The 12846-nt window shown below is 47.5% G+C and carries 14 protein-coding genes; 4 read left to right on the top strand and 10 right to left on the bottom strand.

Annotation, left to right across the window (positions count from 1 at the left end; all coding sequences use genetic code 11):
- Position 1: 1 nt before the first annotated feature.
- From EJV45_RS06580 to EJV45_RS06540, 9 genes are all read right to left on the bottom strand, one after another.
- Positions 2 to 1156, bottom strand: a complete 1155-nt coding sequence (locus tag EJV45_RS06580; RefSeq protein WP_129714873.1) for a DegT/DnrJ/EryC1/StrS aminotransferase family protein — start codon at positions 1154 to 1156, stop codon at positions 2 to 4.
- Positions 1153 to 2595, bottom strand: coding sequence for a lipopolysaccharide biosynthesis protein (locus EJV45_RS06575; protein ID WP_129714872.1), 1443 nt, complete (start codon positions 2593 to 2595; stop codon positions 1153 to 1155). The genes EJV45_RS06580 and EJV45_RS06575 overlap by 4 nt, the downstream gene beginning before the upstream one ends.
- A 42-nt stretch (positions 2596 to 2637) precedes the next feature.
- Entirely contained in the window at positions 2638 to 3165 is a 528-nt protein-coding gene (locus tag EJV45_RS06570; RefSeq protein ID WP_129714871.1) for a UpxY family transcription antiterminator, read from the bottom strand.
- A gap of 248 nt (positions 3166 to 3413) precedes the next feature.
- Entirely contained in the window at positions 3414 to 5702 is a 2289-nt protein-coding gene (locus EJV45_RS06565; RefSeq protein WP_129714870.1) for a tyrosine-protein kinase family protein, read from the bottom strand.
- Between the two features lie 28 nt (positions 5703 to 5730).
- The gene (locus EJV45_RS06560) at positions 5731 to 6354 is read right to left on the bottom strand and encodes a polysaccharide biosynthesis/export family protein (protein ID WP_240755217.1); all 624 of its coding nucleotides are present in this window, start codon (positions 6352 to 6354) and stop codon (positions 5731 to 5733) included.
- Between the two features lie 757 nt (positions 6355 to 7111).
- Positions 7112 to 8239, bottom strand: a complete 1128-nt coding sequence (locus EJV45_RS06555; protein WP_129714868.1) for an alpha/beta hydrolase — start codon at positions 8237 to 8239, stop codon at positions 7112 to 7114.
- A 111-nt stretch (positions 8240 to 8350) separates the two neighbouring features.
- Entirely contained in the window at positions 8351 to 9052 is a 702-nt protein-coding gene (locus EJV45_RS06550) for a type 1 glutamine amidotransferase (RefSeq protein WP_129714867.1), read from the bottom strand.
- Between the two features lie 36 nt (positions 9053 to 9088).
- Positions 9089 to 9820 carry a YggS family pyridoxal phosphate-dependent enzyme gene (locus EJV45_RS06545; RefSeq protein ID WP_129715065.1) on the bottom strand — a complete coding sequence of 244 codons (732 nt, stop codon included), beginning with the start codon at positions 9818 to 9820 and terminating at the stop codon, positions 9089 to 9091.
- Positions 9820 to 10539, bottom strand: a complete 720-nt coding sequence (locus tag EJV45_RS06540) for an AAA family ATPase (RefSeq protein ID WP_129714866.1) — start codon at positions 10537 to 10539, stop codon at positions 9820 to 9822. The genes EJV45_RS06545 and EJV45_RS06540 overlap by 1 nt, the downstream gene beginning before the upstream one ends.
- A gap of 256 nt (positions 10540 to 10795) precedes the next feature.
- Here EJV45_RS06540 and EJV45_RS06535 point away from each other — a divergent pair, with 256 nt between their 5' ends.
- Genes EJV45_RS06535 through EJV45_RS06525 form a run of 3 tightly spaced genes read left to right on the top strand, consistent with a single transcriptional unit; the run spans position 10796 to position 12263 of the window.
- A complete protein-coding gene (locus EJV45_RS06535; protein ID WP_129714865.1) occupies positions 10796 to 11092 on the top strand; it encodes a hypothetical protein in 297 nt (98 codons plus the stop codon).
- A 59-nt stretch (positions 11093 to 11151) separates the two neighbouring features.
- Positions 11152 to 11505, top strand: a complete 354-nt coding sequence (locus EJV45_RS06530; protein WP_129714864.1) for a hypothetical protein — start codon at positions 11152 to 11154, stop codon at positions 11503 to 11505.
- Between the two features lie 14 nt (positions 11506 to 11519).
- Positions 11520 to 12263 (top strand): DUF72 domain-containing protein, encoded by a 744-nt coding sequence (locus tag EJV45_RS06525; RefSeq protein WP_129714863.1) that lies wholly within the window; start codon positions 11520 to 11522, stop codon positions 12261 to 12263.
- 16 nt (positions 12264 to 12279) lie between these two features.
- Here the strand turns inward: EJV45_RS06525 and EJV45_RS19730 are convergent, their stop codons facing one another.
- Complete coding sequence (locus tag EJV45_RS19730) at positions 12280 to 12543, bottom strand: hypothetical protein (RefSeq protein WP_370291217.1); 264 nt, start codon at positions 12541 to 12543, stop codon at positions 12280 to 12282.
- Here EJV45_RS19730 and EJV45_RS06520 point away from each other — a divergent pair.
- Positions 12489 to 12809 carry a hypothetical protein gene (locus EJV45_RS06520; RefSeq protein WP_129714862.1) on the top strand — a complete coding sequence of 107 codons (321 nt, stop codon included), beginning with the start codon at positions 12489 to 12491 and terminating at the stop codon, positions 12807 to 12809. The two genes, EJV45_RS19730 and EJV45_RS06520, sit on opposite strands and share 55 nt — an antisense overlap.
- Positions 12810 to 12846: the final 37 nt, after the last annotated feature.

Here is a 12846-nt window from a genome sequence, read left to right as displayed (position 1 = left end):
GCTAAAAAATATCTTCAGAAAGCGCTTCAAGATTGCCTGCGCCTACGGTTAATGGCCGGGTTTCCTGGCTATCCATTTCGTAGTTACGCACGCGATGAATGATACGGGTAATCAGATCGAGATCACTGCTGGTTAACGAATGGTACATAGGCAGGCAGAGTATGCGCTCGGCAACCGATTCACATACGGGCAGCCGGCCGGCTTCTACATGTGCAAGCGTGTGCAGTGCCGGGTAGAAGTATCTTCGGCAATAGATCTTTTCATTTTCAAGCGATTTCAGGCACTTCAGCATCAGCTCGCGGGAGTCGAACAACACCGGGAAATAAGCATAATTATAATCCAGATCAGCATTCAGTTTGGGATATTTCAACGGCAGTTCGGCCAGTTTGCGCCAGTAGTAGAATGACAGCAGTCTTCTTTTGTCGAGTATTTCATCAACGTGCTGCAGGTTGCATAGTCCCATTGCCGCGTGGAATTCGCTGTTTTTCCCGTTAATACCAAGGCTTGCGAAATCTTCAGTGCCATTGTGCCCGAAATTTCTGAGCAGCGAAAGTTTTTTCAGCAGGTCAGGATCATTTGTAAACACAGCCCCGCCCTCTGTAGTATGAAACAGTTTGGTAGCGTGAAAGCTGGTAATGCTGATATCTCCATACGAAAAGACAGACCTGCCCCTGAACTTTGTTCCAAAACAATGAGCAGCATCATAAATTACCTTCAGGTTGTGGCGGTCGGCAATGTTCTGGATCGCATCGATATCGCAGGGATTGCCGTATACATGCGTGGCAAGAATGGCCGAGGTTCGTGGCGTGATAGCGGCTTCAATTTTAGCCGGATCAATATTGAAGGTCTCAGCATCTATATCGGTAAAGACCGGTTTGCAGCCTTCCCAAATAATACTGTTTGTTGTGGCTACGAATGAGAACGGCGTAGTAATGATTTCACCGGTCAGTTCTAATGCCCTGATCGCCATTTGAAGGGCGATTGTCCCGTTGCTCACAAACAGCAGGTGTTCTAACCCGAGGTAGGACTTTAGCTTCAGCTCCAGCTCATTGACCAGCGGCCCGTTATTGGTTAACCACTGGCGCTCCCAGATACTGCCCATATAGGCATGATAAGCCTGCATATCAGGCAAAAATGGCTTGGTTACGGGTATCATTTTTTTAAGATTAGGTTTTTCAGATCAATAGCGGGCTGTACTCTGAATGCGGCGCTGACCACTCCGTAAGCGAGAAAAAACAGGCTTGCGGTATAGATGATATGGAGCATCGGCGAACCGCTCAGTTGCGGATACATGTAGGGTGCGGCCAGCATGCAGACGGCCGCACTAAGCCCTGAAGAAGCAAATGACGGCAGCATATCTGCGATCTGTTCTTTGGCCGGATAACCGATAAGCCGCCCGCTGTACATGGAATTTATCCCGTAGCCGAGAAAGCTGAATGCAAGCTGAAAAAACAGCAGGCCATAAATACCGAATGGAAGTGCCACGGCAATACCACCCACCGATACCAGTTTTTTAATGACTTCCAGCCGGAGAATCAAATCGCTTCTTCCCTTTACCTTCAGAATATTCAGGTTATAGGCATGCAGCGGGTACATAATCCCGGCCAGGGCCAGGATTTGAAAGTATGGTACGGCCGGCAACCACTTCTCTGTGAGAAGTAATACAAGCAAGGGCTCGGCAATCAGCGTAAGGCAGATCAGTACCGGCGCGTTCCAAAAAAGGACCTGTTGCATGATCTTCCGGTACAATTGCTTCAGACGCAGGTTATCAGATTGAATACCTGAAAACATGGGATAGGTAACTTTCCCGATTACCGTAGAAACGGTTACAACAGGCAGCTGGCTAAGTGAATCGGCCCGCGCATAATAACCGAGTTGCGCAGCGCTGTAATACTTTCCGATCAGAAGCACGTATAAATTCCGGTAAAGAATTTCGAGCAAGCCGGTCAGGGTCATTTTGTAGCCGAACCTGAAGTGTTTTCTGAAACATGCCATGCTGAAAACCCAGGACGGGCGCCAGGCGGAAAAAGTCCAGTGAAGCACGGCCAGCGACAGCGCGAGAAACAGGTTCATCCAGACAAGGCTCCAGACACCAAATCCGAGATACGCCAACAGCAAACCGAGCAGACCTGCCCCTGCTACAGAGGGGATATGCATCAGCAGTTGGATTTTGAAATTCATCTGTGCGGTCAGCCGGGCATTCTGTACGCTGAACAGGGCGTTGATCACAAAAACGAGCGCATAAACCCTAAGCACATCGGCCAGACCAGCCTGGTGGTAAAAATCCTGAACGGCCGGAGCTATCATGAAGACAAACGAATAGGCGATAATTCCGCCGCCCAGGTTAAAGAAAAAGACTGTAGAGTAATCATCCTGTCCGGCATCTGTATCCCTGATCAACGATGACGTGAGTCCACTATCTAATAAACTGGTTGCCACCTGTATAAAGACCGTTAACATGGCTATCATACCAAAGGCGGCCGGCATCAGCATGCGTGCCAGTAAAATATTGACAACCAGGTTAATGACCTGCGCACTGATCTGCTGACTGAACGCCCAGGCCAGGGCAGCAAGGGTCTTTTCTTTTAAGCTCATTTTCTGGAAGATTGCCGGGCAATACTTGAATTAAAGCCACTGCTACACAAGTGCAAGCGATGAAGCTGGCAACTTCGAGACCAGCGCACATGATAAACTATCAATCACAACGAGAACGTGTTTGCCCTGGATACGGATCACCTCTCCCTCTTTATCCGTCATCAGGCCGGATTTAACACGAACACGGTCACCTGCACCGAAAACCTGGTAAGAAACAACCTCTGCTTCGGGAAACTTCCTGAGGTAATGTCTCACCTGTTCGATCACCTCTTCAGATACCTTTGCCGGCTTCCCGACATGGTAGACGAAGTTTACCACACCCAGCGTGCTTCTTACCTTCAGCTCTTCTTTCATGCTGATGTGGATGAATACGTAACTCGGAAAAAGCGGTAATTCTACTTCTTTTACGCGGTCTGCCCACTGGTTTTTTACCTTTCGAAGCGGGCAATAGGTTGTAATGCCATGCATTTCGAACGATCTTGTAACTTTTTTTTCCCAACGTGGCCAGGTGTACACAACATACCAGTTCTTGGCGGCGGCTGAAGATGCCGGAGGCAGTGAGTTTGTCATTTCAGGTCAGATTAATTTGATGATCCGGCGCGGCCGGATACGGCTTCGCCACCTCACTTACATGAGTATTTTTTTGTTTTTTTTGCCCCAGGCAAAGGGTATTGGTGGTGCACACCGGTCAATGGTGTGGCTTAGGGTTATATGGCTGCCAAAGCAGCGTCAGGTTGTATGCTCAGGGATGCGCCGCTATAAAACGGCGGGCCCCTCTGTAATTCAGGTTCACAGCAGGCAGATCGTTCTGCCCGATGTTAGTTGTAGCCGTAATGGCCGTAGCGCGATACGCGGTTTTCTTTTTTGGCGTCGTTGAAGACGACCATAGGGTTTTTCAGGCGGTCATTCGCATAGATATCCTCCAGCACAGCCAGATCTGATAAGTTTGTATAATTGTAGCGCACTACATAAATGCTCGCGTCTGCATATCCTGCTAGTGAGAAGGCATCTGAGACCAGCCCTACAGGCGATGTATCGACGATGATATAATCAAACTCCTGCCTCAGCTCGTCAAAAAGTTCGTCAAGGCGCCCGCTAAGCAGCAGCTCTGAAGGGTTTCTGGGTATTTTGCCGCAGCCAATCGCCCACAGGTTGGGCGAGCCGCTAACAGGCTTGACAATATCTTTCACGGCTAACCGAGCACCTGACAGATAGTCTGACAGCCCGTACTCGTTGGCCATTTTAATATCTTTCAGCAGATCGGGCTTACGAAGATCAAACTCAAGCAATACCACCTTCTTATCGACCAGCGAAAGGGTGATACCCAGGTTCACGGAGAAGAAGGTTTTCCCTTCTCCTTTTGAGCAGGAGGTGACCAGGAGCACCTGGTTCAGATTGTTGCCATTTAAAAACTGCAGGTTGTTGCGTATATACCGGAAAAGTTCCGAAATGGTAGTCGTTTTATCCCGATGTACCACGATCGGACCCGCAATAGCCTTATGCGTGAGCTCGCCAAGTATCCTTACATTACCAGACACCGCTTCAACATCGGTGAATCCCGAAACTTTTGTATTGAAGCGCGACCGCAGCTGGATGAAGGAAAACGGCGCAGCCACACCGATCATGAGCCCCAGCAGATAGACCAGCTGCCCCCGGGGTTTAACCGGTATAGCACTATACGCCGGACGGTCAATAAGTTGCGAAGTTGGTATGGTTGCAGACAACGACAATTCTGTCTCTTCCCGCTTTTGCAACAGGTAATGATAAATACTGGTCTTAACACCCTGTACCCGGCTTCTTTCGAGCAATCCACGCTCTACAACGGGCACATTGTTCAGCTGCGCCTCAAACTGCCGGGACTTACGCTGAAAACCGTTGCGCTCAAGGACAAGTCCTTTTCGGATGACCTGCAGATTCTCAGCAAGGTTTCTTTTCAGTCCGGCAAGCTGCTCGGTAATGTTTACCACAAGCGGGTTGTCTACACGATTTGTGCGGAGCAGCCGCTCCTTTTCTACCTGTAAACTGTTATACTTTTCCATCAGGCTGAGCAGAATGGGGTCCTTTAGGCCGAGTGTGGTCGGAACCGTTGTATATGAATTGCCTGAAGATGCCAGGTAAGACAACAGGGACTGTACGAGCTCAAGCTGTACTTCGGTCGCGGCCAGCTGCTGGCTGTAGTCTCCCGATGAGGCAAGACTCTGCTGTGCATCGGCGCTCAGCTCCGTGATCCGGTTTGAGCGTTTGTAACTTTCAACGTCAGCTTCGACGCCTGAGAGATCGCCTGACAGGAATGCCAGTTTTTTATCGATAAATCGGATGGTGTTTAGCGCAATCAGGTTACGCTTCTGCACATTCTCCCGGTTATACATGCCGATAAGTGTGTTCAGGATGTCTAAACCGCGCTGCGGCAGCGCATCTACAAGGCTCAGCACAATCGTATTGGCATCTTTTACAACGGGCAGTACAACGAGTTTGCTCATGCTATAAGCCTCGGCAAGTGCCTCCAGATCTGAGAAATGAATATACAGGTCGGGGCTGTTTGTTCGGAAGGCCGCGGTTTTGAAGACACGAAACTCATAAGCGGGCCGGTTGACCAGTTCGCCGAACCGATACACGCCGGCATAGTCTTTATCCCTTAACCGAAAGCGTGTGCTGTCAATCACTTCAACCTTCAACTCGGTTTTATACGCTTCCTCGGTAAGTTTGCCGGTTTCCACCCGCAGCGGAACCCTGGCGCCGTAAACCTCTTTCTTTATAAACAGCGGTTTGGTAAAATAAGTAGTCTGCAAAGAAAGGCTGTCCAGCACTTTATAAAGGAGGTCCCGCGAACGGATCACCTCCATCTCATTGTCTACCGTGCTCGTTGACTTGAACATGTTCAGATCGCTGAACGCCGTTCCCTTCAGCATACCATCGCCCTTGGTATCTTCCAGTACCAATAAAGTACTTTTGATCTTGTATTGCGGAACGGTTACCTGCATATAGATATATGAACCAGCGAGACCCAATACCATGCAGATAAGGAACAGCCGCCAATGAGTGAGGTATTTAAACACTTGCGTACGCAGGTCCTGCTTGTGAGCCCGGTGTTGTTGTTGGAATGCCATTACGTTTAATGATTATGATAATTGAATGTTATAGACGGTTAAGCAGGGCTGTTGCCAGGACGGCAATGCCTGAAATGACAGCAACAACCACAGGGAGAGACCGCGTACTGCGGCTGTACTCAATAGCCTTTGCTTTGTCCGGTTCCACGTAAACGACGTCGTTTTGCTGTAGGTAGAAGTAGGGTGAGTTAAGTACGTCTTTATGATTAAGGTTGATGCGGGTCGTGGTGCGCTGACCGTCATTCTCTCTGATAATAAGCACATTTTCCCGTTTGCCATAAGGTGTCATATCCCCTGCCATGCCCAACGCTTCAAGCACACTGATCTTATCGTTCGAAACAGTAAACGTGGCCGGATGGGCAACCTCCCCGATAACGGTAACACGAAAATTCATGTATTTAACGGTAACGATCGGATTTTTAACAAACCGGTCAATTGCTTTTTCCAGGGTCTTTTGCGCCTCGCTTGTAGACAGCCCTTCCAGCCTGATGTTTCCGACAACCGGAAGTTTGATGTTGCCGTTTTTATCTACCCGGAAACCTTCGCGCTCATACATCCCATTCGGACTTAACGTTGCTGCGTTCGCTGCAAAAAGCATGTTCGACTCGTTGCTGCTGGTGGTAATTATGACCGCAAGCAGGTCGTTTTTCATGATCTTCGGTTCGATCTCATTACGTATCTGAGTAGCATTTACACCCGACGATTTTAGATCGCTGAAATAAACCAAATTGCGACTCGGACCGCACGATGTTAAAAAAATTAACCAAAAGATACATTTAATAAGCGCAAACGGTTTCATATAGAAATTTAGATTAAGCGGAATAAATAGGTCATTAATAATATCAACTAAGGTAAGTCAAAAAACGCAAAAGCATCTGATTTACAGTTTGTTGTGAATCAAGTTGTGTATTTTTCACACTTAGTTGCGCAGGAACGTAAAACGATTTATACAAAAGCGGGAAAAATGTGGTGTATGGTTTCTCAGATAGATTCACAACCCTGCATTATAGACCAGGGACCTTTCCTCTCCGGCAGAAATTGGCGAAGTCAGACAGTGTCTGTTTACACGGTATCAGCGCATTGTCAGAGTAATTTTTTAAATCAAAATCTTTTTTTTAGCCTCGGGGTTCACGTGCAGACGCCAGTTTCTTAGGTGCAAACCGGCCTTGTATTTTATCAAACAGAAAATATTTAAAGTCTTGCCTGCATAGCATTGGTCAGCGAACAACCAGTTTAGAGACACTTAGGAAAAATAAGAAGTAAATGGGTCAACCAACAGGCCATAGGTGCGAACGCCCGTCATGGCGTCCCTTCTGATCAGACCAGACACCCGGACCATATGCTCAGGTACAAAAAAAAACCCGGAGGATTTTTCATCTTCCGGGTTTGCAACAATAAATAGCTATGATCTACTGGGCAAAAGCTTTTTTGAGCGCTGATGCGGCATAGTCATTCGCCTGACGTGCTTCGGGGAGTACCGTACCCATTCCGAAGAACTCATGTGTAACCCCATTGTAGTTTCTGCTGTCTACCGTTACACCTGCCGATTCAAGTTTTTTAGCCAGCAACTGGCCCTCGCTCTGCAGCGGATCATATTCTGCGGTAATGATGGTAACGGGTGGCAGGTTTTTCAGGTTGGCAGCCACCAGGTTAATGCGGGGATCTTTTCCTTCGCCCATGTTATTCAGATAATGTTTTACGAACCACTCCATCATTGGTTTATCGAGAGGTTTTGACGCCGCATTTTTCTGATAAGACGGGGTGGTCATGTCTGAGCCCGCAACCGGGTATACCGCCAGGACCGCCACAGGCAGTTGTACCCGTTTGTCGCGTGCCATCATCGCCATATTGACTGCCAGATTGCCGCCCGCACTTTCTCCGGCTACGGCTATTTTTTTCGGATCACCGTTTATGCTGGCTGCGTTTTTAACAACCCATTGGTAGGCCGCAAAGGCATCTTCATGCGCAGTTGGGAATTTATGTTCGGGTGCAAGCCGGTAAGCGACCGATACAACAACGGCACCTGTCTTTTCAGCAAGTACCCGCGGTGCGGCATCATAGACATCAAGATCTGCGATAACAAAACCGCCACCATGGTAATAAACAATAACGGGCAGGGTGCCGGACGCATCTTTTGGCCTATACATGCGCAGGTGAATGCTTCCGCCCGTAACCGCGATAGATTTACCAGTCGTATCGACCTTTGATGGCGGCATAGGTATATTATTTTCCTTCATCACATCCATCACGGCATCTGTTGGTGTGTGATTCTTGCGTGCCCCGGCGGGCGTGAGCGTAGGTATGGGTTGATCGCCATAACTGGCAAGCTTTTCAAGCACCACCTGCATTTCGGGTGTCAGGTTATTACCCCATGCCGGTTTCGGCCCTTTTGGTTTAAGCACAGCAGGAGTCGAAGCTGTATCGGCCATTGTTGTATCGGCAGCCAGGGAATCTGTCTGACCTTTATCACCGGAACCTGTGCAGGAAGCCAGTGTCGCCGCCAGTGCGATTGCAAGAATGTTAAGTTGTATTTTCATGTTATGGTCTAAAAGTTTTGTATTACAAACCTGTATAGCCGACCAATGTTTGTCTTGCAACAGCACAATCGCACAACCCTGAGTATTAAATGTCAGTGACTGAAGCAAGTCCTATGCGTTCAGGAAAAACTTCTCAAGTAATTTGCGCATCAGGATATTGGTTGCCACCGCGTTACCAGTTTGTGTGCGTATAAATTCAGGGCTTTGCACAAATGCTGATTTGTCAAAGTCGCCCGCACAATGATCCAGCATGCCTGCAATACTTGCTTCTTCAGTTTCGAGATGAAACTGCAAACCCAACACATGATCTTTATAGAGAAACGCCTGATTTTTATTTGCGTCAGACACTAAAAGATTGTGGCTGCCTGCAGGGATGGCGAATTGATCTCCGTGCCAGTGAAATACAGTGGGGTTGTCGGCAAACAACTCATAAAACCACGTTATGTTACGGCATTCGCGGGTTGGAAATATCTTGTACCAGCCGATTTCTTTGTGTTCGGCCGATGTAACCGCTGCACCAAGACACGCTGCAAGCAATTGTGCCCCAAGACAGATGCCCAGCACTGCTTTGCCTAGCCTGATACATTCACAGACAAAAGCCTTTTCCACTTTTAGCCAGGGATACCTTTCTTCGTCATATACACCCATAGGTCCCCCCATAATAATCAGGGCATCGATGTCAGCGACTGAGGGCAATCGAAAATCCTCTTTATAAAAATGAGTAGCGGAAACGGGGAAGCCTTTCACGTCTAACCACGCGTTTATATACCCCGGCCCCTCAAAGGCTACATGCTGCAGATAATGTACTCTCATAATTGAAAACCAATTCTTTTTCTTCCTTACTGGCTGTTATTTGTTTTCATTCCAATAATAACTGTCTTCTGTAGTCCGTTTGCCAAAAACAGCTGTCCCCACCCTTACAATTGTGGCCCCTTCTTCAACGGCAATCTCAAGATCGCCACTCATTCCCATAGACAGTTCTTTCATGACCACACCCTGGATACCTGCCTGTCTGATAGTTTCCTGAAGCGATTTTAGCAACCGGAAGCATTGGCGCACCTGATGAGCGTCGCTGCTGAAAACACCAATTGTCATCAGGCCCCTTATTTTTAACTGCTTTAGCTGCGCCACATCATTGACAAGCTCGAGCGCGCGCTTTGGTTGCACACCAAACTTACTTTTTTCGTTTGAAGTGTTCACCTGGATCAGCACATCCATTGTACGTCCGGCTGTGGCCAGGCGTTCGTCGAGTTTTTGGGCAAGCTCCAACCTGTCAAGAGATTGCAGACACGCAACGTCATACTTCAGCAGCTCTTTTACTTTGTTTGTCTGCAGGTGGCCTATAAAATGACGGGTATGCGCGATAGCAGACAGGGCATGGTGTTTTTCTTTAAGCTCCTGAACTCTGTTTTCTGCTATTAAAGTACATCCTGCATTTAACGCCATGAGGATGCGCGCTTCACTTACTGTTTTTGTGGCCAGAAGCAGTTGCACCTCATTTTGCGATCGCCCTGCTCTGTCGCATGCGCAAGCAATTCTGTTTAAGATTGACTCTATATTGGTCCGGATATCATTATTCATCATTCACAAGCTTCGGCCTGTTTCTCCAACCTCGCAATCAGTTTCGCTTTTACTGCAGTTAAAACGCTGTCTTTTGCCTCGGCAAACGAAATAGCGTACCGGCGTTCTACTGCTTTTAATTCTGCCGGAAAACGATCAAGTAAGGAATCGTAATAATTATCGAGAACTTCCTTCGATGGCATTGTATAGCCGAGACGCAGCTGAAAGCGTCTTACCAGCGCCGGGTCAATCAGGTCCGGGTGATTAGTTGCGACAACGAGCAGCGCCTGTTCGGGAAAATAATCAATCAATTGAATGAGTGTATTTACAAGCCTGCGCATTTCGCCCGAATCTTTATCATCAGCGCTCCGCTCCTTACCGATTTGATCAAATTCATCAAGAAATAAGACTGCTTTCTCTCTTGCGGCCTTATCAAAGACCATTTTCAGATTTTGACCGGTTTCACCAATACGGGCGCAAACCACATTACTTAAATTAAGCACATAAATGCTTTTTCCCAGGGCTGCCGCCATGGCTTTGGCAGTTGTTGTTTTCCCACAGCCCGAACTGCCGTAAAGAAGTATCTTATTGTTGACAGGTAAGGCATAGCGCCTCAGTTCATCAATATAATTGTGTTCTTTAAGAAGTTGATTGATGGCATCCCTGGCCAGTGGGTCCAGGAAAAGTTCATCGAGAGAAATTTGCGGTTGCCCGGTTATGATCAGATCAGAAAGGTACATCAGATTTTTTATGATAGCTGCCGTTTATGTCTGTTGCTGTTGACACCTGACATCTCCCGGCTTTCTGCTACAAAGGTAAGTTTTTCAAATACCGGCCGCATGGTACAGTTTATCAAAAGAAACCTGATCCAGGCGAAATACTGAACTAAAAAACAGGGAAAGCAACGGGAAAAGCCGGCCGAAACCTTACCCAAAAAATCAAACTCCGCTAAACAACAGGGGAAAATCAGCTGTTGCATGTTGAAAGCAGATGATCATGAAACAAATGAATGTTCCCGAAGACGCAAAGGTGCTGATTGATTTCCAGGCAGAAGATATGAATATCAAAGCAAGAGAATTACAACCACTCGTTTTTAAAGAAGAAGGAAGATTTTGCTGCGTACTCGGGCCCGACAAAGAAACGGGTATCGCTGGTTTTGGAGACAGTCCTGAAACCGCCATCTCAGACTGGCTGCGCGGGCTAGATGAATACATTAAAAGTAAACCTAAAAATGATGAGCTTGGTCTTTATGTGACCGAAATGCTGCAAATGAGTAATAAAGATGTCTGGTAGACTTTCCGGTAGGCAATGAAAATACCGGCTGGTCTTCCGGCATATAGAAACATACGGCTATGAAAAAACAACTCAACGCAAAAAACCATGGAATCGTAGACTACGTTTTCTCGGGTATTCAATTGCTGGCACCCATAGCACTTGGACTTCCAAAGCAGGCAACCCAGACTTATCTCGGGCTTGGTTCCGGATTTTTAGGTGTAAATGCATGTTCTGACACACCCGTTGGTCTGGCAAAAAAAATCGACTTCCGGAACCATCAAAAGGCAGACATAGGATTTCTGGCAGGTTTAGCCCTACTGACCGCTACGCCGATGATCAGGAATAATAAAAAAACATTAGCCTTTCATCTCGGTTTTTTAGCAATGGCAGCAGCCAATTATTTGCTCACCGATTATAGTTCCAGGCGGTAGTGCTTCGCCGGCCCATGAAAGCAGGCAGCGTCTATATCGGCACTTCGGGCTGGAGTTATAAACATTGGCGGGGCAGCTTCTATCCCGAAAAACTCGCTGCACGAAGACATCTTACATATTACGCGGAACGTTACAATGCCGTCGAACTGAACACCAGTTTCTATCGCATTCCGCTGCCAGGCACCATTGAAAAGTGGATGACCGAGTTTCCTCCCGGCTTTAAAATCTGCCCAAAAATGAGCCGGTTCTTGTCGCACATGAAGAAACTCAACGATCCTGAAGAGCCGCTTGAGCGGTTTTTTGGCGTTATCGATCGCATGGCTGAATTTACCGGTCCGGTCCTTATTCAGTTGCCAGACAACCTCTCATTCAAACCCGAAACGGTTGAGAGGTTCTACGGCATCCTTGAGAAGCGTTACAGCGCATACCGTTTTGCTATGGAAGTCAGACACCCCAGCTGGTTTTCGGCAGAAAGCATCTCGATGATGAAAACCTCGGGTGTAACCCTTGTCATTGCGCAATCGGGTCTTTATCCCTATCATGAAGAAGTTACAGCTAAAGATATCTACCTCCGGTTTCATGGTCCGTCGAAACTATACGACTCATCTTACAGCAAAAAAACACTCGGGGGTTATGCCGAGAAGATCCATTCCTGGCAGCAGGACGGCCACCAGGTCTGGGCCTTTTTTAATAACGACATTCATACCTACGCCATAAAAAATGCGGATACGCTAAAAAAGCTGCTCAGTAAAAAATAGCCTTGCAATTATTCCCTCATAACGGTTTAGCGGAACGGGTAACCTGAATGTCGCGCTTTGGAAAGGGAATCGCTATGCCATGGAATGCAAGTACTGCGTTAATTTTGATAATGATATCGCTTTTGGCTGCATTTGCTTCGGCCATATGTCCGGTCCAGAAATAAATCCTTATTTCTATTGAGCTGTCTGCAAAACGGTATACCGCCAATTTTATATCTTTGCCTTGTGAAATTCCTGGCGCTTTTCCTTTCGTTGATCGTTGTGGTGCTGACCGTAACACCCTGCTGTGCCCTGGAAGAGCCTGACTATCATGTGCATGAAACCCGGATCAGCAAGACGAATGGCTGTAACGAGCAAAGCGCAGATTGCTGCAGTACCTGCTCACCATTTTATGTATGTTGTTCGGGTGCCGGTTTACTGTTTTCCGCTACATTAAATCTTCATCCGCTTTTCCAGCCCGAACTCATGCAACATGGCGCTGGTTATATTCCCTCTACCCTGCCCCTGGTCTCGCTGGCAATCTGGCAGCCGCCGCAGTTGGTGTAATTTTCAGACCTGGTCTTCAGACCATTATTTATTTAAA

It is taken from the genome of Pedobacter sp. SYP-B3415, from assembly GCF_004138205.1.
Lineage (GTDB): Bacteria > Bacteroidota > Bacteroidia > Sphingobacteriales > Sphingobacteriaceae > Pedobacter.
Note: the sequence above shows the minus strand (reverse complement) of the source record. Positions and strands in the feature narration are given on the sequence as shown.